At 73.8% G+C, this 19,091-nt stretch carries 18 protein-coding genes; 6 read left to right on the top strand and 12 right to left on the bottom strand.

The annotated features are described in order from the left end of the window. The 7 genes from ACERUJ_RS13295 to cysS form a co-directional block, all read right to left on the bottom strand. A complete protein-coding gene (locus ACERUJ_RS13295) occupies positions 1-1,782 on the bottom strand; it encodes a choice-of-anchor P family protein (RefSeq protein ID WP_370249082.1) in 1,782 nt (593 codons plus the stop codon). Next, positions 1,779-2,486, bottom strand: a complete 708-nt coding sequence (locus ACERUJ_RS13290) for an ABC transporter ATP-binding protein (protein ID WP_370249080.1) — start codon at positions 2,484-2,486, stop codon at positions 1,779-1,781. Before ACERUJ_RS13290 ends, ACERUJ_RS13295 begins: the two co-directional genes overlap by 4 nt. After that, positions 2,483-3,370, bottom strand: a complete 888-nt coding sequence (locus ACERUJ_RS13285) for an ABC transporter ATP-binding protein (protein ID WP_370249079.1) — start codon at positions 3,368-3,370, stop codon at positions 2,483-2,485. The genes ACERUJ_RS13290 and ACERUJ_RS13285 overlap by 4 nt, the downstream gene beginning before the upstream one ends. Then, positions 3,357-5,405: an ABC transporter permease gene (locus tag ACERUJ_RS13280; RefSeq protein WP_370249078.1), complete on the bottom strand. Its 2,049-nt coding sequence runs from the start codon at positions 5,403-5,405 to the stop codon at positions 3,357-3,359. The genes ACERUJ_RS13285 and ACERUJ_RS13280 overlap by 14 nt, the downstream gene beginning before the upstream one ends. Before the next feature lie 6 nt (positions 5,406-5,411). Then, on the bottom strand, positions 5,412-6,860 hold the full coding sequence (locus tag ACERUJ_RS13275; protein WP_370249077.1) for an ABC transporter substrate-binding protein: 1,449 nt from the start codon (positions 6,858-6,860) through the stop codon (positions 5,412-5,414). 358 nt (positions 6,861-7,218) lie between these two features. After that, positions 7,219-8,175, bottom strand: a complete 957-nt coding sequence (rlmB, locus tag ACERUJ_RS13270) for a 23S rRNA (guanosine(2251)-2'-O)-methyltransferase RlmB (RefSeq protein ID WP_370249076.1) — start codon at positions 8,173-8,175, stop codon at positions 7,219-7,221. After that, positions 8,175-9,578, bottom strand: coding sequence for a cysteine--tRNA ligase (gene cysS, locus ACERUJ_RS13265; RefSeq protein WP_370249074.1), 1,404 nt, complete (start codon positions 9,576-9,578; stop codon positions 8,175-8,177). Before cysS ends, rlmB begins: the two co-directional genes overlap by 1 nt. A gap of 135 nt (positions 9,579-9,713) precedes the next feature. On the opposite strand from cysS, the gene ACERUJ_RS13260 reads away from it, so the two are divergent. Further along, on the top strand, positions 9,714-10,982 hold the full coding sequence (locus ACERUJ_RS13260) for a C39 family peptidase (RefSeq protein WP_370249073.1): 1,269 nt from the start codon (positions 9,714-9,716) through the stop codon (positions 10,980-10,982). Positions 10,983-11,108: 126 nt separating this feature from the next. Here the strand turns inward: ACERUJ_RS13260 and ACERUJ_RS13255 are convergent, their stop codons facing one another. Together ACERUJ_RS13255 and ACERUJ_RS13250 are read right to left on the bottom strand one after the other, a co-directional pair. Continuing rightward, entirely contained in the window at positions 11,109-11,873 is a 765-nt protein-coding gene (locus ACERUJ_RS13255) for an SDR family NAD(P)-dependent oxidoreductase (RefSeq protein WP_370249072.1), read from the bottom strand. Further along, positions 11,870-13,453, bottom strand: a complete 1,584-nt coding sequence (locus tag ACERUJ_RS13250; RefSeq protein ID WP_370249071.1) for a molybdopterin-dependent oxidoreductase — start codon at positions 13,451-13,453, stop codon at positions 11,870-11,872. Before ACERUJ_RS13250 ends, ACERUJ_RS13255 begins: the two co-directional genes overlap by 4 nt. A gap of 55 nt (positions 13,454-13,508) precedes the next feature. Between ACERUJ_RS13250 and ispF the strand changes: the two genes are divergently transcribed. Next, positions 13,509-14,009, top strand: coding sequence for a 2-C-methyl-D-erythritol 2,4-cyclodiphosphate synthase (ispF, locus tag ACERUJ_RS13245; protein WP_370249176.1), 501 nt, complete (start codon positions 13,509-13,511; stop codon positions 14,007-14,009). Positions 14,010-14,047: 38 nt separating this feature from the next. Here ispF and nirD read toward each other — a convergent pair whose 3' ends face one another. After that, positions 14,048-14,416, bottom strand: coding sequence for a nitrite reductase small subunit NirD (gene nirD, locus ACERUJ_RS13240; RefSeq protein WP_370249069.1), 369 nt, complete (start codon positions 14,414-14,416; stop codon positions 14,048-14,050). 107 nt (positions 14,417-14,523) lie between these two features. Here nirD and ACERUJ_RS13235 point away from each other — a divergent pair, with 107 nt between their 5' ends. Next, entirely contained in the window at positions 14,524-15,219 is a 696-nt protein-coding gene (locus ACERUJ_RS13235) for a 2-C-methyl-D-erythritol 4-phosphate cytidylyltransferase (protein ID WP_370249068.1), read from the top strand. Positions 15,220-15,232: 13 nt separating this feature from the next. Here ACERUJ_RS13235 and ACERUJ_RS13230 read toward each other — a convergent pair whose 3' ends face one another. Beyond that, positions 15,233-15,877, bottom strand: coding sequence for a hypothetical protein (locus ACERUJ_RS13230; RefSeq protein ID WP_370249067.1), 645 nt, complete (start codon positions 15,875-15,877; stop codon positions 15,233-15,235). 100 nt (positions 15,878-15,977) lie between these two features. After that, positions 15,978-16,463, bottom strand: a complete 486-nt coding sequence (locus ACERUJ_RS13225) for a CarD family transcriptional regulator (protein ID WP_370249066.1) — start codon at positions 16,461-16,463, stop codon at positions 15,978-15,980. Between the two features lie 428 nt (positions 16,464-16,891). Here ACERUJ_RS13225 and ACERUJ_RS13220 point away from each other — a divergent pair, with 428 nt between their 5' ends. From ACERUJ_RS13220 to ACERUJ_RS13210, 3 genes are all read left to right on the top strand, one after another. Continuing rightward, the gene (locus tag ACERUJ_RS13220) at positions 16,892-17,626 is read left to right on the top strand and encodes a UbiA family prenyltransferase (protein WP_370249064.1); all 735 of its coding nucleotides are present in this window, start codon (positions 16,892-16,894) and stop codon (positions 17,624-17,626) included. A 91-nt stretch (positions 17,627-17,717) separates the two neighbouring features. Continuing rightward, positions 17,718-18,323: a hypothetical protein gene (locus ACERUJ_RS13215; protein ID WP_370249063.1), complete on the top strand. Its 606-nt coding sequence runs from the start codon at positions 17,718-17,720 to the stop codon at positions 18,321-18,323. 5 nt (positions 18,324-18,328) lie between these two features. Next, positions 18,329-19,072, top strand: a complete 744-nt coding sequence (locus ACERUJ_RS13210) for a phosphoglyceromutase (protein WP_370249062.1) — start codon at positions 18,329-18,331, stop codon at positions 19,070-19,072. Positions 19,073-19,091 lie beyond the last annotated feature (19 nt).

The raw sequence follows: 19,091 nt of genomic DNA, 5'->3' as shown, positions 1-19,091 counted from the left end.
TCAGTTCACCTTTCGCAGGTCGGGAAGGCCCGAGGCGAGGCCGTGGGAGCAGGCGGCGCCGGCACCCAGCGCGGCCGCGCCGAGACGACGCAGGTAGACACCGAGCAGCACCGCGCCCGCGATGCCGCCGAGCAGCATCATCCCGGGCAGCGAGTACAGCTCGGGCAGACCGGCCGCGACCGGGGCGATCTGGTCGGTCGTGGGCGGCACCGCACCGGGGGCGTCGGTGGGCGGCAGGTCGGAGGGCGGCGGGGTGGTGGACGGCGGGACCGCGCCGGTGTCGGTGCCGCCGTTGTCCTCGGTGGTCTCCTCGGTCGGCTCGTCGGTGGGCTCCGGCGTCGGGATCGGCGGCACGGGGACGGCCTTGGAGGTCGTGACCTGGGTGGTCGAGGAGCCCAGGGTCAGCACCAGGCGCGGGGAGAGGTTCACCAGCGCCCCGAGCAGGCTCTTGAGCTGGCCGGTCTCGGCCGGGAGGGCGTTGACGACCTGGTTGAGCACGTCGGTGAGCGGCTGCAGCTGGCTCTTGAGCACCGTGAGGTCGAGGTCGATGATCAGCCCGGGCACCGTGGCGGAGGCCTCGGCGGCGTCGTCGGCGAACTCGCCCTTCGGCACGCTGATCGTGATGCCGAGCTGCTTCAGCGCCGCACCGGCGTCGTCGGGCAGGCCGGGGATGGCCCCGGACTGGCCGGCCGCCTCGTAGCCGTTCGGCCCGAAGTTGAACTTCTGGCCCGCGACAGTGAGTTGGCCGTACACCGCGGTGCCGGTGGCCTCGGCCTTGTCGCCGGTGCTCGTGACCGTGGCGACCGTGCGCACGCCGTCGAGGGTCACCAGACCGCCGAGCAGCGAGACGTCGCCGAGGCTGGTGCGCGAGCGGGCGGTGGCGGTGTCGCCGTCGGAGGTGGAGTCGCTGACGGTGCTGAAGCCGGACACGTCGATGAGCGCCGAGAGCGGGGCCGGCACCAGCGGGGCGGCCGCGCGCACGTCGCCCGTGCCGCCGCCGAGCAGACCGGAACCGAGGCCGTCGATGACGTCGCCGACGACACCGAGCAGGCCGCCCTGACCCCCCTGGCCCGAGGTCGGCAGGCCCGGGAGCCCCGGCAGCCCGGGGAGGCCGCCGGAGCCGCCCTCATCCGAACCGTCGCCGTCACCGGCGCCGGCGGGGTTGTCGGCGATGTCGCCGTCCAGGGAGTACCCGGACTTCGCACGGGCGTCGTCGTCGGCAGCGGAGGCGCGCTGGACCATGGAGGGGAACTGCTCGTCGACGTCCTCCTCCGGCCCGGCCGGGAAGTTGGCGTTGACCTGCACGGGGTAGCCGTTCTCGGCCAGCGGCCCGGCGATCTCGGGCGGGAAGCCCAGGCCCTCGATGATCGTCTTGAACCCCTGGCCGACCGGGTCGCCCGGCCACAGCGCGGAGGCGGTGGACTTGGAGGTGTCGTTCTCGCTGTAGGAGAAGGCGTAGCCCAGCGAGAGCTCCAGCTGCGGCGTCGCCGGCAGCGGGATCGTGGGCTCGTAGACCTCGATCTTCACCGGCGTGCCCTTGGCCTGGGCGGTGTAGCCGACGAAGCCCGACGGGGGTGCGTCGTCGTCCGCGGCCGCGGCGGTGCCCCACGGGAGCATCGCGGCGATGACGGTCGTGGCCACCGCGGCCAGGCCCAGCCGGCCCAGGTGCTGGCGGCGGGTGCGCGGGGCGCGGGGGGCGTGCTCGCAGGCGGCGGGGCGCCCCGCGCGCGGCATCACCCGCGGCGGCCGCGGGGTGGGCTGGGGGGCGTGCGGCGCGCTCATGCGGCTCCTCCGAGGATGACGTCGTCCATGGTCGCCAGGACTTCGGCGGGCTCACCGGTGGCGACGACCCGGCCTCCCGACATGACGGCGGCGTAGTCGGAGACCCGCAGCGCGGTGCGTGCGAACTGCTCGATGCACAGGATCGAGACACCCGACTCCGCGATCTGCTGCACGGTGTCGTAGAGCTCCTCCACGATCAGGGGCGCCAGGCCCATCGACAGCTCGTCGAGGATCAGCAGGGCGGGGTCGGAGGCCAGGGCCCGCGACATGGCGAGCATCTGCTGCTCCCCGCCCGACATCGTGCCGGCCAGCTGACGACGTCGCTCAGCCAGGCGGGGGAAGTAGGCGTAGGCGGTCTCGAGCACGGCCTGCGCGGGCACGCCGGCGTAGGACATGAGCGTCAGGTTCTCCTCCACCGTGAGGTTCGGGAAGACCGAGCGGCCTTCGGGCACGGTGGTGAGGCCGACCCGGGCGAGCTCCTCGGTGCTGGCGCCGCGCACGTGCACGCCCCCGAGGTGGATCTCCCCCGAGGTCGCCTTCTTCTGGCCGCTGATGACCTTGACCAGCGTGGACTTCCCGGCCCCGTTGGGGCCGAGCAGGGCCATCACCGCGCCCTTGGGCACCGTCAGGTCCACCCCGCGCAGCACCTCGATCCGACCGTAGGCCGCGTGGAGGTCGCAGACCTCCAGGATCGGCACGCTCATGAGGGCTTCCCTTCTCCCACGCCGCCGGAGACGACCGGCATCACCGCAGTGTCCTCGCCGGAGACGCCGTGCGCCCCGGAAACGCCCGGATCGGCCACCCGACGACCGACGTACCCGGCCTCACCGGCGTCCCCGGCGGACTCGACGGTGGGGGCCGGCTCGGCGGAGTAGCCGAGGTAGGCCTGCTGCACCCGCGGGTCGCGGCGGATCTCGGCGGGGTCGCCGACGGCGATGACCTCGCCGAAGTCGAGCACCCGGATGGTGTCGCACACGCTCATCACGAGGTCCATGTCGTGCTCGACCATGAGGATGCCGCGGCCCTCGGCGGCGAGGTCCTTGAGCAGGTCGCCGAACGCGTCGGTCTCGGTCTCGTCCAGGCCCGAGGAGGGCTCGTCGAGGAGCAGCAGCTTCGGGGCACCGGCCAGGCAGCGGGCCAGCTCGAGGAGCCGCGCGGTGCCGGTCGGGATCGAGTCGGCCCGCTCCGCGGCGTAGGAGAGGATGCCGACCCGGTCGAGCAGGGCGTCGATGTCGGCCGCGCCCGGTCGGAACACGCCCTTCACGCCGCGGTGGATGTCGAGCGCGACCCGCACGTTGTCGCGCACCGTGAGCGAGCCGAACGCCTCGAGCCGCTGGAAGGTGCGCCCCATGCCGCGCTTGGCGCGCTTGTTCACCGGCGCCCGCGTGACGTTGCGGCCGTCGAACAGGACCCGGCCCTGGGTCGGCCGCTGGAGCCCCGAGATGACGTTGAAGCACGTCGTCTTGCCGGCGCCGTTGGGTCCGATGAGGCCCGTGATGGTGCCCGCCTCGGCGGTGAACGTGGCGTGGTTGACCGCCGTCACGCCGCCGAACTGCACGACGACGTCCTCGACCTCAAGGAGTGACATGGGCGCCGGCCGCCTTCCGCAGGTCGGTGGGGGCGTCGGCGGGCACCCCGCCGAGGCCGCCGATCATGGTGTCGACCAGGTCGTCGGCCTGCTCGTCGGCCAGCCCGTCGGCCCCGTCGGCACCCTCGTCCCAGGCCGCGGCCCGGCCGGGCCCGAGGTCGGGCAGGTTGGCCCGCACCTGACCCAGGACGCGCCGCTCGAGGAACCGCCCCAGCTTGAAGGCCTGGTTGGCCAGACCGTTGGGGTCGCGGGCCGCGAGCACCGCACCCACACCGACGATGATGAACATGATGCCGCCCAGCGGCACCCCGAAGGCCTCCTTGGCCTGCAGCACCGGCAGCAGCATCAGCCCGAGGCCGCCCAGCGCAGCGCCGGTCACCGAGGTCATGCCGGCCACGACGGCGAGCAGCAGGAGCAGCAGGCCCTGGAAGTAACTGAAGTCGGAAGCGCCGATCGTCTGGCGGAGCCCGGCGAACAGCGCACCGGCGAGGCCGGCGACACCGGCCGAGGCGGCGAACAGCCCGACGCGGAACCACCGCAGGTCCAGTCCCAGGGTGCCGCAGGCGGCGGGGCTGTCGCGCATGGCGATGAGCAGCCGGCCGATCGCGCCGCGCCGCATCATCAGCACCGCGGCCCCGACGAGCACGAAGAAGACCACCATCAGCATCACGTAGCTGCGGGTGGAGGCGATGTCGACGCCCGCGATCGAGAGCCGCCGGGCCTCCAGCGCGCCACCGAAGCCGAAGGCCCGCTCGTCCTGGAACACGACCTTGTCCATGATGACGCCGAACGCGAGCGTCGAGAGCGCCAGGTAGAGGCCGGTCAGGCGCAGCACCGGCAGTGCCACGAGCGCGCCGACGGCGGCCGCGATCAGCGCCGAGACCGCCAGCCCCAGCAACGAGGGGTCGTCGAGCTTGGCGTAGGCCAGCGCGCCGATGCCGGCGAAGCTGAGCTGGGACAGCGACACGTGCCCGCCGTAACCGGTGAGCAGCACCAGCGAGAGCATCACGATCGCGAAGGTGGCGGCGGTGCCGGCGAGCAGCAGGTTCGGCTCGCTGAGCGTGCCGGTGAGCACGAAGACGGCGACGACGAGGACGATCCCGGACACCGCGATCCGCGAGGGCGTCGGCACCGGGGCGGCGACGATGCCCTTGACCTGACCGATGCGCAGCGGTGCCTGCGGCAGCAGCACGAGCGCAGCGAAGAGGAACAGCGGCGGCACGATGGGCCGCAGGTCGGAGAAGGCGCTCTCGGGCGGGATGTACCCCAGTGCGTAGGCGTCGGCGAGTCCGAGCGCCATCGCACCCGCGAACGTGAGCGGCAGGCTCTTGAGCCGTCCCACGAGAGCGGCGGCGAAGGCGTTGATGACCAGCAGCGTCAGCTGGTAGTAGTCCAGGCCGACCACGGAGACCAGCAGGATGCCGGCGAGCGCGGCCAGCGAGGTGCCCACGGCCCAGGCGAGGGCGGCGACGGTCTCGGGCTTGCCGCCGAAGAGCTGGAGCAGCTCGGGGTTGTCGACGCTGGCGCGCATGGCCGTGCCGATGCGGGTGCGGTTGAGCAGGACGTACAGGCCGCCGGCGACGGCGACCGAGGCGAGCACCGTCGTGATCTGGTGGCCGGTCACGATCGTGTCGCCCACGGTGAGCGAGACCCCGGTGAAGAACGGCTGCACCGAGCGGGGTTCGGAGGGCCAGATGGCGGTGGCGGTGCCGATCAGTCCCACGAACATCGCCACCGTGACGACCAGCGAGACCGACACCGGCGCGTCGCCGAGGTTGCGGCACACGACCCGCTGGACGAAGACGCCGATCAGGGGCGCCACGACGAACAGCACCAGGATCAGGGACAGCCACACCGGCAGGCCCTGCCGCACGGAGAAGTCCCAGAACAGGAAGGACATCACCATGCCCATGGCCCCGTGGGCGATGTTGAACACCCGGGTGGTGGTGTAGGTCAGCACCAGCCCGCTGGCCGCGATCGCGTAGGCCGCGCCGGTGAACAGGCCCGGCAGCGTGTAGGCGATGAACTTGTCCACGGCTGCCTACCTCACCGAGCTGACGCCGGTGCAGGAGTACTTCGTGCCGTCGATCGGCACCCACTTGCCGCCCTGCAGCTGCACGAAGCGCCAGCACTCGCCGGTCTGCTTGCTGCCCACCGGCTGGGGGGAGTGCAGGTCGTTGGCGGTCCAGTCCTTGACCTTGCGCAGCTCGGCGATCAGCGTCTCGCGGCTCAACTTGCCGCCGAGCTTGTTGGCGAGGTCGACGAACAGGCGGCCGGCCGACCAGGCGAAGACGCCGAAGAACAGCGGGTCGGCGCCGGGCTTGGCCTGCTGCAGCCAGGAGGTGTAGAGCCCGGTCTCGGCGTTCTTGTTCGCCTCCTCGAAGGGCACGAAGTTCATGTAGACGACCGTGCCCTCCACGGCGCTGCCGCCGGTGGCCACGAAGTCGGGGTTGTAGTCCGTGGGGTCGCGGATGTAGAGCTTCGGGGTGAAGTTCTGCTGCTGCATCGCCTGACGCATCTTCACCGAGTACTGGTAGCTGGTGGTGAAGAAGACCGTCTGCACGCCCCGGTCCTTCATCGCCTGCACGTAGGGGGCGTAGTTGAACTCGCTGACGTCGATGCCCTGGACGTAGGTGAACTTCAGTCCGCGCTTCTCCATGGCCGCCTTCTGGGCCAGCGCGTTCTGCGCGGCCGCACCGGCGTTGGTGTAGAGGTAAGCGACGTTGGCGGCGGCGTCGGAGCCGTACTTGCGCTTGATGAAGTCGGGCACCGCGTTCTCGAAGGTGTTGGTGTTGTTGGCCACCGTGGAGAAGCAGGTCGTGCAGGCGTTGCGCTCGAAGGTCACCGCACCGGCCCGGATGTCGGGCAGTCCGCAGTCCTGCGCGGTCTTGGCGCCGCCGAGGTCGAAGGCCGACTGCGAGCCGATCATCGCGAAGACCTCGTTGCAGGCCGCGGCGTAGTTGCGCTGGTCGGCGCTGGCGTCGGTGGCGGAGTCGTAGGTCTTCAGGCTCAGCTTGCGGCCGCAGATGCCGTCGGGCACCGAGGCGTTGAAGTAGGCCACGAACGCCTTGATGCCGTCCTGGGCGGTCTCGAACAGACCCGGCACCGGGCCGGAGATGTCGGAGGAGTTGCCGATGGTGATGGTGTCGTCGGTGATGCCGGGGCCGTTCTTGAACCCGTCGCACGAGCCGGCCTCGTCGGGGTCGACCGGCGGCGCGGTGGGCCCGCCGTCGTCGCCACCGGTGTCGGTGCCGGTCGTCTCACCCGGGTCCGCCGGAGCACCCGGATCCGTCGGCGCGCCCGGGTCCGCCGGCGTGCCGGGGTCGACCGGCGCGGCCGGGTCGGTGCCACCGTCGGTGACCGGACCGGTGGTCACCGGGTTGCCCGAGGAGTCGACCGCGGTGACCTGCGTGCTTCCGTTCGCGGCCCGCACGGCCTCCGGGTCGAGCCGGGAGCCGCAGGCGGCGAGCGCCAGGGCCAGGGTGGCCACAGCGATCACGCTGGCGGTGCGACGGGGTCGGATCTGGGATGCCACGGTGCCTCCGGAGGACGACGGCGCAAAACTAGAACACGTACTAGTTCTTAACGAGTCACGACTCTAAAGGTGACGCCGGTCACCGGCAAGCGGGCGAAGTCAACGCCGTTGACCGCCGTTTCGACCCCTCCGGGGGTGGACATCACGACAAGAGATGTCTTAGTGACGACAAGAGCCGTCTTGGGGTTCCAGGTGGTCTGGACCACCCGACGTTCCGGGGTCACCGTTGGCCGTTGTCACCAGCGGAATGCACCGGTGTCGTCTCGAAAACGGTGCATTCCGCTGGTGACGACGGACGACGGCGCCCCCAGGATCAGGTGCGGGCCTGCGAGACGGCGTAGAGGAACACCGACGCCGCCACTCCGGCGTTGAGCGACTCCAGGTGGTTGGCCATGGGGATCGAGACCAGGTGGTCGCAGGCCTCCCCCACCAGGCGCGAGAGACCGTCGCCCTCCGAGCCCACCACGACCACCAGCGGACCCGTCACGAGGTCGCGGTCCTCCACCAGCTGCGGGAGGGTGAGGTCGCCCTCGGCGGCCAGACCCACGACCATGCAGCCGGCGTCCTGGTAGGCCCGGATGGCCCGGGTCAGATTGACGGTCTGGGCGACGGGCAGGCGGGCGGCCGCACCCGCGCTGGTCTTCCAGGCCGAGGCCGTGATGCCGGCCGCGCGCCGCTCGGGGATCACGACGCCGTGGGCGCCGAAGCCCGCGGCGCTGCGCACCACCGCCCCCAGGTTGCGGGGGTCGGTGATGGAGTCGAGCACCACGATGAGCGGCTTCTCGCGCTGCTCGTGGGCGGCGTCGACGAGGTCGTCGGGGTGGGCGTACTCGTAGGGGGGGATGCGGGCCGCGAGGCCCTGGTGCACCGCCCCGGAGGTGAGCCGGTCCAACTCGCCGCGGGTGACCTCCATCAGGCTCACGCCGCGCTCGCTGGCCAGGCGGAACGCCTCGCGGAGCCGGCCGTCGCGCTCGGCGCCCTCGGCGACGTAGAGCCCGGTGATCGGGATGTGGGCGCGCAGGGCCTCCACGACGCTGTTGCGCCCGGCCACCCACTCGGCCTCGGTGCCCTTGGGACGCCGTCGCGGGGCGCGGCGCGCGGCCGCGTCGGCCTTCTGGGCGGCCTTGTACGCCTTGTGGTTGGGCCGCTCGTGCGCCTTGGGCGTGGGGCCCTTGCCCTCGAGGCCGCGGCGCACGCGCCCGCCCGACCCGGCGGCGGGCTTCTTGTTGGTCTTGCGCACCGAACCTCGGCGCTGGGAGTTACCGGGCATCAGACGAGGCTCCACTTCGGTCCGTCGGGGGTGTCCTCGACCTCGATGCCGGCCGCCTTGAGGCGATCGCGGACGGCGTCGGCGCGGGCGAAGTCGCGGTCGGCGCGGGCCTGGGCCCGCTCCTGCAGCAGGGCGCCGGCGAGCGCCTCGACCGCCGCCCTCGCGCGGTCGTCGACCGCGCCGGCGTCGGGGAAGTCGCCGGGGGTCAGCCCCAGCACGTCGAGCGAGGCCGCCACACGGGCGGCCAGATCCGTGGCCGCGGCGAGCGAGGTCGGGTCGCCGGCGGCGAGGAGCCGGTTGCCCTCGCGCACGGCGTCGTAGAGGGCGGCGACGGCGGCGGGCGTGCCGAGGTCGTCGTCGAGGGCCTCGGCGAGGCCGTCGACGTAGGCGCCGTCGGCCGCGGGGCGGCCCGCGCGGTCGAGGAAGCCCTCGATGCGGCGGAACCCGGCCGCCGCCTCGTCGAGGGCCTCGAAGGAGAACTCGACGTGGCTGCGGTAGTGGGCCGCCACGAGGTAGAAGCGCAGCTCGACGCCGCGCACGCGCTGCAGCACCTCGGGCACCAGCAGCGAGTTGCCGAGGGACTTGCTCATCTTCTCCCCGGCGGTGGTGATCCAGGCGTTGTGCAGCCAGTAGGAGGCGAAGTCCTGGCCGGCCGCGCGCGACTGCGCCTGCTCGTTCTCGTGGTGGGGGAAGCGCAGGTCGTAGCCGCCGCCGTGGATGTCGAAGGCGGTGCCGAGGTACTTGCCGGCCATCGCCGAGCACTCGATGTGCCAGCCGGGACGTCCGCGGCCGTACGGGCTGGGCCAGGAGGCGGTGGCGGGCTCGCGGTCGGGCTTGTGACCCTTCCACAGCGCGAAGTCGCGCGGGTCGCGCTTGCCGCGCGGGTCGGCGTCCTCGGCCGGCTCCATGTCGGCCACCCGCTGCCGGGTGAGCGCGCCGTAGTCGGCGAAGGAGTTCACGTCGAAGTAGACGTCGCCCGAGCCGTCGGCCGCCGGGTAGGCGTGCCCGCGCCCGATGAGGGTCTCGATGAGCTCGAGGATCTCGGGCACGTGGGCGGTGGCGGCGGGCTCGTAGGTGGGCGGCAGGACGTTGATCCCGGCCAGCGCGCGGTGCAGCTCGCGCTGCATCGCCGAGGCCAGCTCGAACCACGGCCGGCCCTGGTCGGCGGCCTTGGCGAGGATCTTGTCGTCGATGTCGGTGACGTTGCGGATGAACGTCACGGCGTAGCCGCGCGCGGTGAGCCAGCGGCGCAGGACGTCGAAGTTCACCGCCGAGCGGACGTGGCCCACGTGGGGCTCGCTCTGCACGGTGAGGCCGCACACGTACACGCCCACCCGGCCCTCGACCAGGGGCACGAAGTCCCGGGTCTCCCGGGTCGCGGTGTCGTACAGGCGCAGGCTCACCCCTGCAGGGTAGTGACGCGCGCGGGGTTCGCCCCAACCGACGACGGTGTGACGCCGCGCGGGTCGCCGCGGGACGGACCCCGCGCTGCTGCGACTTCTGGGGCGCGTGGGACGCAGGTGACGTACCGTGAGGCGGTGACCTTCCCCCACGGTCGGCCGACCCGACGTGCGCTGCTGCTCGGCGGCGCGAGCCTCGGCGCCGGCGCCGGCCTGCTCGCCGGCGCCGCCCCGGGCGGGGCCGCCGCCCCCGCCCGTCGCATCGCGCTGGCGCGCTTCGACGACCCCGCCGACTGGGCCCGCGGCACGGCCGCCGGCACCGGCGTCGTACGCGGCCGGCTCGCCCTCACCGCGCCCGCCGCCGCCCGCACGGTGGGCGGCGTGCGCTACGAGCTCGGCTCCTGGGAGTCGCCCTGGGTCTCCCCCGGCTTCGGGCTCACCCAGCTCATCCCGTCGTGGAACGCCCGCACCCCCGGCGGCTCGTTCCTCGAGGTCCGCGTGCGCGGCCGCGACGCGACCGGCCGCACCTCCTCGTGGGACCTCATGGCGCGCTGGGCCGCCGGTGACGCCGTGCACCGGCGCCGCAGCTACGCCGGCCAGGACGACGACTTGGGCCGCGTCGACGTCGACACCTGGTCGGCGTCGTCGCCCGTGAGCGCCTACCAGCTGCGGATCACCCTCGCCCGCCGCGCCGGCGGCACCGACGCCCCGACGGTCACCTCGCTGCACGCCGTGGCGAGCGCCCTGCCCGCCGGCACCCCGCCCACCTCCGCGCCCGGCGTCGCCGCGGCCGCGGGCGGGGTCGTGCTCGACGTGCCGCGGTACAGCCAGATGGTGCACGAGGGCGACTACCCGCAGTGGGACGGCGGCGGGGAGGCCTGGTGCTCCCCGACGTCGGTCTCGATGGTGCTGGGCCACCTCGGGCGGCTGCCCTCCCGCGCGGCCTACGCGTGGGTGAGGCCCGGCCACGTCGACCCCTGGGTGGACCACGCCGCCCGGATGACCTACGACCACGACTACGACGGCTGCGGCAACTGGGCCTTCTCCACCGCCTACGGCGCCAACCTCGCCGGCCGCGGGTTCGTGACCCGGCTGCGCTCGCTGCGCGACGCCGAACGCTTCCTGGCCGCCGGCATCCCGTTGGTCGCCTCGATCGCCTTCGGCCCCGGTGGGCTCGACGGCTCCCCGCTCACCTCCACCCGCGGCCACCTGCTCGTGATCGCCGGGTTCACCGCGACCGGCGACGTCGTCGTCAACGACCCCGCCTCGCGCACCCGCGCCGGCGTGCGCCGCACCTACGACCGCGCCCAGTTCGAGAACGTCTGGCTGCCCACCTCCGGCGGCCTGGTCTACGTCCTCCACCGCGCCGACCAGCCCCTCCCCACCGGCGCCCGCGGCGCCTGGTAGGCCTGCGGCCGGGTCCGACGGTTTCCTCGGTTGGCCGAGCAAACTGTCGCTTCAGGCCCCTGGAGAGCCCGACAACCGACGGTTTGCTCGGCTGACCGAGCAAACCGTCGCTTGCACCAGCACCCCTCAGACGCCGTAGCCGCCGTCGACGTCGAGCTTCTGGCCGGTGATGAAGCCGGCGCGGGGGGAGGCGAGGAAGGCCACGGCCTCGGCGACGTCGTGGGCGCGGCCGAAGCGCCGCAGGGGGATGTTGCGGCGGGTGACGGCGAGGGCGTCATCGTCGAGCTCGCCGGAGGCGATCAGGCGCGCGGCCATGCCGTCGGTGAGCATGCCGGGCCCGACGGCGTTGACGCGCACCCCGAACCGGCCCTCCTCGGCGGCGAGCCCGCGCACCATCGCCTCGACGGCGGCCTTCGGGGCGCTGGAGAGGCCGTCGCGCACCGGGAAGCGGGTGGTGGCGGCGGTGGTGACGGCGATCAGCGCACCGCCGCAGGCGCGCAGGTGGGGCAGCGCGGCATGGGCGACGGCGAAGAACGCCGCGGCGTCGGCGGCCAGCTGGGCGGCCATGGCGGCGGGGTCGACCCGGGACAGGTGGGTCATCGGGACGTGCGGACCGGCGGCGTGGACGACGGTGTGCAGCCCCCCGCCCTCGGCGGCGATGCGGTCGAGCACCGCGGCGGCGTCGGGGGACGCCGGGTCCAGCCGGTAGGAGCCCTCGGCCCCGGAGCCCCCGTCACCGTCGGCCAGGGTGCGGCCGGTGATCGCGACCCGGGCACCGCGCGCGGCCAGCAGCGCGGCGCACGCGGACCCGATGCCGCCGCGCCCGCCCACGACGAGCGCCCGGCCGGGCAGGTCGGCGAAGTCGGCGGGCTCCCCCGACGCGACGCTCACCCGACCCGGAAGCCGATCTGGTGCCAGCCGGTGGAGCCGTCGGGCAGGACGCCGGCGACCGCGCCCGTCTGCACCTCGCCGGCGAGGTCGATGGCGCGCACCTTCACGGCGTGCTCACCGGCGGGCAGCTCGAGCAGCACCTTCCACTGCACCCAGGAGTCGATGGTCGGCGACTCGGCGAGCTCGGCGGGCTGCCAGGCACCGCCGTCGACGGCGATCTCGACGCCCCGGATGCCGGTGTGCTGGTGCCAGGCGTGCCCCGCGACCACGACCGTTCCGGCCGGCAGGTCGGCGCCGTTGGCCGGCACCTCGATGCGCGAGGCCATCTTCACCGGACCGAGCTCGCTCCAGCCGCGGTCGGTCCAGTAGGCGGAGAAGTCGGAGAACCGGGTGACCTCGAAGTCGACGACCCACTTGGTGGCCGAGACGTAGCCGTACAGGCCGGGCACGAGGGTGCGCACGGGGTAGCCGTGCTCGCGGGTCAACGGCTCGCCGTTCATCGCGACCGCGAGCATCGCACCGCGCTCGGGATCGGTGAGGGCGGCCAGCGGCGTGCCGCAGTTCCACCCGTCGGAGGAGGTCTGCAGCACCGCGTCGGCCTCGGGGCTGACCCCGGCCTCGGCGAGCAGCGGCGCAAGCAGCACCCCGCTCCACCAGGCGTTGCCGATCAGGTCGCCGCCCACCTCGTTGGACACGCAGTTCAGCGTCACCCACTGCTCGGTGAGCTCACGCTCGAGCAGGTCGGCGTAGGTGATGGTCAGCTCCTTCTCGACCATGCCGTGGATGCGCAGGCTCCACTCCTCGGCGAGGATCACCGGCCGCGAGAAGGAGGTGTCGATGAGGTAGAAGTCGTCGACCCGCGTCATCCACGGCTGCGCGCCGACGACGTCGAAGCGGGCGCCCTCGGGCACCACCGGGGTGGTGGCGCTCAGGCGCAGCAGCCGCCGCTCCTGGTTCAGCCGCGGCACCCGCCCGCCCACGGCGAACCGGCCGATCACCCCCGACAGCCCCGCGAGGCCGGCCACCACGCCGACGGCCATCAGGAACCCGCGCCGGGAGGTGTCGTAGGCCGGGTCCAGCGGGTCGGTGGCGGCGATCTCGTCGAAGCGCTCCAGCCGCGTGGCGACCGCCCCGAAGGCCAGGCCCCAGGTGACGAAGCCGACGACGACCGGCAGCAGGTCGGTGGTCTTGGTGCCGTTCTCACCGAGCACGGAGGCGCCGCCGATCACGGCGAGGGCGGCGAAGCCGAGCACGGCGAACCCGCTGTGGCGGCGGCCGAGCCGGCCGATCGCCCCGAAGACGGCGAACAGGATCGCCAGGGTGGCGACGGTCGTGATCGGCTTGCTGGCCTTGCCGAGGTTCTCGCGCGCCCAGTTGGCGACGTCGCCGGGGGCGAGGTCGCGCACGCGGTCGAGCACCGCGACGACGGGCTGCGGCTCGAGGTCGAAGAGCCGCACGGTGAGGTAGCTCGTGGCGAGGCCGGCCAGGCCCACGACGATGCCTGCCAGGGCCCAGGTCGCACGGCCACCCGCGGCGGGCGTCGCGGCGGAGCTCTTCTCCAGGCTCACCTGATCGGTCATGCCGCCATTCTCTCCCACCCCGCCATCCCCGCCAGGGCGGTGCCATTACGGCATGATGACGGCCGTGGCCGCCTCCTTGCCCCGCACCGGCATCGGGACCGACGTGCACCGCTTCGTCCCCGGGGTGCCGCTGCACCTGGCCGGACTGGCGTGGCCGGAGGAGCCGATGGGCCTGGAGGGACACTCCGACGCCGACGTCGCCGCCCACGCGCTGTGCGACGCGCTCTTCTCCGCCGCCGGCCTGGGCGACCTCGGCTCGCACTTCGGCACCGCCGAGCCGCAGTGGGCGGGCGCCAGCGGCGTCACGCTGCTCACCGAGACCGCCCGGCGGGTGCGGGAGGCCGGGTTCGTGATCGGGAGCGCCGCGGTGCAGGTGATCGCCAACCGGCCCAAGCTCGGACCGCGGCGCGCCGAGGCCCAGGAGGTGCTCTCGGCCGCGATCGGGGCTCCGGTGGCGGTCTCAGCCACCACCACCGACGGCCTGGGGCTCACCGGCCGGGGCGAGGGAGCCGCGGCGATCGCGACCGCGCTCGTCGTCGCGTCCGCACCGGACTGAGCGCCCGGGCCGTCCTGACTCTCCGTGGGCCGGGCCCGTCAGGCCGCGGTGGCCTTGCGGTGACCCACCAGGACCACGCCCTCCTCGACCCGCACCTCGTAGGCCGGCACCGAGACGTGGGTGTCGTCCAGGCACACGCCGCTGCGCAGGTCGAAGGCGTGCCGATGGGTCGGGGAGGCCACGAACGGCACGCCGCCGCGGGTGCCGACGATGCCGCGCGCGATCATCGAGGCCTTGGCGAACGGGTCGTGGTTGCCGAGGGCGTAGACCTCGCCGTCGGCGGTGCGGAACAGGGCCACGGCCTGCCCGTGCACCAGCGCCACCGCACCCCGGCCCACCTGCAGGTCCGCGATGCGACACACCTCGTGCCACTCCTCGCGGGTGGCGGGGGAACGGGGCGGCGCCATAGCCCTCGACGTTAGGCCGGTCCGGCCACAGCCGCGTTTCGCCGTGTGACAGGCGTGTAAATCAACGCGGCCGGAGGGACCCCGGGCGCACCTGGGAGGATGCGGGCATGTCGCTGGCCGTCGTCGTCCTCGCCGCCGGCAGCGGCACCCGCGTGGGCGCCGACCGCAACAAGGTCCTCCTCCCGCTGCGCGGACGCCCCGTGCTGGCGTGGTCGGTGCGCGCCGCGGCCGCCGTGCCGGGGCTGGCCCGGCTCGTCGTCGTGGTGCGCCCCGGGGAGCGCCACGACGTCGCCGCGGCGCTGGCGCCTCATCTGCCCTCCGGCGGCCCCGAGGTGCACCTGGTCGAGGGCGGCGCCACCCGCCACGCCTCGGAGGCCGCCGCACTGCGGGTGCTCGCCGAGGACGTCGCGGCCGGACGCCTCGACGTGGTGGCCGTGCACGACGGCGCCCGCCCGCTCGCCGCGCCCGCGCTGTTCACCGCGGTGGCCGAGGCGGCCCGCCGCCATGGCGGTGCCGTGCCCGGGGTGCCGACGGCCGGCCTGCTGGGCCCGGACGGCCCCACCGCCGGACTCGCGGTGCAGACCCCGCAGGCCTTCCGCGCCCCCGACCTCCTCGCCGCCTTCGAGGCGGCGGCCGCCGCCGGCGTCGAGGGCACCGACACCGCCGCGACGCTCGAGCGGTTCGCGCCCCACGTCGCGCTGCACGCCGTGGCCGGCTCGGCCCGCAACCTCAAGGTGACCTTCCCCGAGGACCTCGCCCTGGCCGAGCGGCTCCTGCCGCCCGCCGACGGTGCCGTCGGCTGAACCGAGGCGGGGGTCAGCGGCCGGCGAGCGCCTCCAGCACGGCGAGGTCGTCGCGGTCCTGCACGCGACGGCCCTGCGGTGGCACCTCCACCTGACGGACGTCGAGACCCTCGGCACGCAGTCGGTGGGCGAGCACGCCCGGGTCGTCGAGGCCGAGCGTGACCAGCGCCGACTCGGCGGGGGCGTCCTCGCACCCCTGCTCGGCGCACCACGCGGCCACGCGCCCGACGGCGGCCGGGGTCAGCACGAGCGGCGCGGCGACGGCGCGCAGCGCCTCGCGGTCGAGGGTGGCTCCGAGCAGCACGGCCTCGGGTGCACCGTCGCCGGCGCGCGCCACCTCGACCTGCTTGATCGTGTCGGTGACCGGTCGCACCCCGAGCACGACGACGTCCTCGTCGACCGCGGGGCGCAGGCAGGCGGCGATCGACGCGGGCGGCAGCAGCGGACACCGGCTGTCGTGCAGCACCACCGGGTCACCGGCGTCGGCCAGGCCCGCCCAGCCGACGGTGGCGTCCACGAGCGCGACCTCCGCGGCCCCGAGCGCCCACGCGGCGGCGGCGGCCAGGGCCTCGCCGTGCACGAGCGCGAACGGCAGCGCTCCGCGCTCCTCGGTCTGCACCAGGCCCCAGGCGAACGGGGGCTCGTCGACGTCGTCCATCACCGACCACCGTAGGCGCCCCGCGCCCGAACGCGACCAGGGGGCCGGTCCCGGGTGGGACCGACCCCCTGGTCGGTGGAGGTGAGCTGGAGGGCTGGCCTCAGGAGGCGAGCACCTCGTCGAGCAGGATCTCGGCCTTGTCCTCGTTGGTGTGCTCGGCGAGCGCGAGCTCGGACACCAGGATCTGACGGGCCTTGGCGAGCATGCGCTTCTCCCCGGCCGACAGGCCGCGGTCGCGCTCACGGCGCCACAGGTCGCGCACGACCTCGGCCACCTTCATGACGTCGCCGCTGTGCAGCTTCTCCAGGTTGGCCTTGTAGCGGCGCGACCAGTTGGTGGGCTCCTCGACGTGCTCGGCGCGCAGGACGTCGAACACGCGGTCGAGGCCCTCCTTGTCCACGACATCGCGGACGCCGACCAGATCGAGGTTGCACGCCGGGACGCGCACCACGAGATCCTGCTGAGCGACGATCCTCAGAACGAGGTACTGCCGATCCTCCCCCTTGATCTTCCGCATCTCGATGTCCTCGATGACTGCGGCCCCGTGATTGGGGTAGACGACCGTTTCGCCGACGGTGAAAGTCATATGTGATGAACCCCTTCCTAGGCCCCCATCCTAGCACGACTTAGCCGATCCTCAGAAGACGTTTCCGCAGGTCAGCCGGGGTTTAGCGGGCTTGACAGGTGGGCAATGTTGTGGTGGAGCCATGTGTCCCATGCCACAACGCCACGCCGCGGGCGGTTCTGGACGATACTTCCGGCATGGCCATCCAGCAGCGCTGGCGCCGCCGGGGAGGGCGTGCCGGGCAGGGGGCGACGACGTCGCCGACCCCGGTGACGACATCCGCTCCGTCCGCGCCCACCGCGCCCACCCGGACCGACGCAGCCCCGCCCACGGCAGGTCCGTCCACCTCCACCGCACCCGGTACGTCTGCTGGCAAAGGCGCGGAGGCGACCGGGGCGGGGACCACGGCCACCGCCACCACGGCGACCGCCACCACCACGCCCCCGACCGTGCCCGACCCGGTGGGCCTGCGCGGCCGGCTGGCCGCCAGCACCCCGGTGCTGCTCGTGCAGGCCGCCCACCCCCGCCAGGCGGTGGTCACCGCCGTCGCGATGGCGCTGGCGGCCGCGGCGCTGGACCGGCCCCCGCGCGAGGTCGGCACCGTCGCGCTGACGGTGCTGGTGGGCCAGCTGCTGCTCGGCTGGCACAACGACCTGGTCGACGCCGAGCGCGACGCCCGGCACGAGGCCCGCGGCAAGCCGGTGGCCGACGGACGCCTCGAGCGCGGCCAGGTCTGGTACGCCATGGCGCTGGCGGTGCTGCTGCTGGTGCCGCTCGCGGTGTCGACCGGGCTGCGGGCCGCGGCCTGTTACGGCGCGGCGCTGCTCGTCGGGTTCGCCGCCCACCTCGTGCTGCGCCGGGGCCGGTTCTCCTGGCTGCCGTGGGCGCTGCAGTTCGCCTGCTACCCCGCCTACCTCACCTACGGCGGCTGGGGCGGACAGGCCGTCGGCGATCCGCCCGCGTGGTGGTTCACCGGACTCGCCGCGCTGCTCGGGATCGGCGCCCACGTGCTGCGGGCGCTATGGGGCCTGGTGCCCGACGACCTCGACGGCTGGACCTACCTCCCGCTCGCACTGGGGCGCCGGCTGGGCACGAGCCGGCTGCTCGGCGTGACGGTCGCCTACCTCGCCGTCGTGCTCGGCGCCGTCTTGATCCTGGGGTCCTCCGTCGGCCCCCGGCTCTGAGGCCATTACGCTGGGGGCGCGGAAGCGCGTGCCCGGGGACCTCCGGGAGCGCCTCCACCCGTCTGACCACCTCACCCGCGAAGGCCTGACGATGTCCCACCTGCGCCGCTCGACCGCGCTCGCCACCGGCACCCTGCTGCTGGCCGCCCCGCTGCTCACCGCCTGTGGCGGCTTCGGCGACCGACTCGACGCCACGCGCGGCTTCCAGCCCGCGACCGGCAAGGTGAACACGCTGAGCAACGGCACCAACGACCGCACCGGCGTCGTCGACATCCTCGGCGCCGTCGTCATCGCGGGCGAGCCCGACCGCGGTCTGTTCACCGCCACCCTCGTCAACGGCAACTCGGACGAGTCCGAGTTCCTGGAGTCCCTGGCCGGCGGCGGCAGCGGCGACCTCACCTTCCCCGCGATCCCGCAGCCCGAGGAGATCGCCCGGCGCGGCGTGCTGAGCCTCTACCGCACCGGCGGCGTGCCGGTGACCGGCGACTTCAACATCGGCGACTTCGTCACCGTCACCCTCGGCTTCAGCGGCGACCAGGTCACCTCCTTCGAGGTTCCGGTCGTGCCGCCGTGCTTCGCCTACAGCCCCGAGAAGCTCGGCGTCGAGCTGCCCGCCCCGGCCGAGGGCGCGACCCCCTACGACTGCGACATCGACAACCTCGAGGGCCCGGCGCACGGCGGCGAAGAAGGCGAGTGAGCGTCGTGACGCACACCCTGATCCTGCTCCGCCACGGGCAGAGCGAGTGGAACGCCAAGAACCTGTTCACCGGCTGGGTCGACGTCGACCTCACCGACGCCGGTCGGGCCGAGGCCATCAGCGGCGGCGTGCAACTCAAGGACGCCGGGCTGCTGCCCGACGTCGTGCACACCTCGCTGCAGCGCCGGGCGATCACCACCGCCGCGCTGGCCCTCGACGCCGCCGACCGCCACTGGATCCCGGTGCGCCGCTCCTGGCGCCTCAACGAGCGCCACTACGGCGCCCTGCAGGGCAAGGACAAGAAGCAGGTCAAGGACGAGTTCGGCGAGGACCAGTTCATGCTCTGGCGCCGCTCGTTCGACACCCCGCCGCCGCCGCTGGCCGACGACGACCCGCACTCCCAGGTGGGCCTGCCGCAGTACGCCGACCTCGGCGCCGAGCTGCCCCGCACCGAGTGCCTCAAGGACGTCATCGCGCGGATGCTGCCCTACTGGAAGAGCGACATCGTCACCGACCTGCGGGCCGGACGCACCGTGCTGGTCGCCGCCCACGGCAACAGCCTGCGGGGCCTGGTGAAGCACCTCGACGGCATCAGCGACGACGACATCGCCGCGCTCAACATCCCCACCGGCATGCCGCTGGTCTACGAGCTCGACGACGACCTGCGCCCGGTGCAGCCGGGTGGTCGCTACCTCGACCCGGAGGCGGCCGCCGCCGCCGCGGCCGCAGTGGCGAGCCAGGGTCACTGACCCCAGCCCCTCCCGCACC

The organism is Nocardioides sp. (assembly GCF_964228225.1).
Lineage (GTDB): Bacteria > Actinomycetota > Actinomycetes > Propionibacteriales > Nocardioidaceae > Nocardioides.
Note: the sequence above shows the minus strand (reverse complement) of the source record. Positions and strands in the feature narration are given on the sequence as shown.

Bases quoted from the DNA above. Each gene is read 5' to 3' on its own strand.
- ACERUJ_RS13295 (WP_370249082.1), bottom strand. From the start codon at position 1,782: ATGAGCGCGCCGCACGCCCCCCAGCCCACCCCGCGGCCGCCGCGGGTG.
- ACERUJ_RS13290 (WP_370249080.1), bottom strand. From the start codon at position 2,486: ATGAGCGTGCCGATCCTGGAGGTCTGCGACCTCCACGCGGCCTACGGT.
- ACERUJ_RS13285 (WP_370249079.1), bottom strand. From the start codon at position 3,370: ATGTCACTCCTTGAGGTCGAGGACGTCGTCGTGCAGTTCGGCGGCGTG.
- rlmB (WP_370249076.1), bottom strand. From the start codon at position 8,175: ATGCCCGGTAACTCCCAGCGCCGAGGTTCGGTGCGCAAGACCAACAAG.
- ACERUJ_RS13250 (WP_370249071.1), bottom strand. From the start codon at position 13,453: ATGACCGATCAGGTGAGCCTGGAGAAGAGCTCCGCCGCGACGCCCGCC.
- ispF (WP_370249176.1), top strand. From the start codon at position 13,509: ATGACGGCCGTGGCCGCCTCCTTGCCCCGCACCGGCATCGGGACCGAC.
- nirD (WP_370249069.1), bottom strand. From the start codon at position 14,416: ATGGCGCCGCCCCGTTCCCCCGCCACCCGCGAGGAGTGGCACGAGGTG.
- ACERUJ_RS13235 (WP_370249068.1), top strand. From the start codon at position 14,524: ATGTCGCTGGCCGTCGTCGTCCTCGCCGCCGGCAGCGGCACCCGCGTG.
- ACERUJ_RS13230 (WP_370249067.1), bottom strand. From the start codon at position 15,877: ATGGACGACGTCGACGAGCCCCCGTTCGCCTGGGGCCTGGTGCAGACC.
- ACERUJ_RS13225 (WP_370249066.1), bottom strand. From the start codon at position 16,463: ATGACTTTCACCGTCGGCGAAACGGTCGTCTACCCCAATCACGGGGCC.
- ACERUJ_RS13215 (WP_370249063.1), top strand. From the start codon at position 17,718: ATGTCCCACCTGCGCCGCTCGACCGCGCTCGCCACCGGCACCCTGCTG.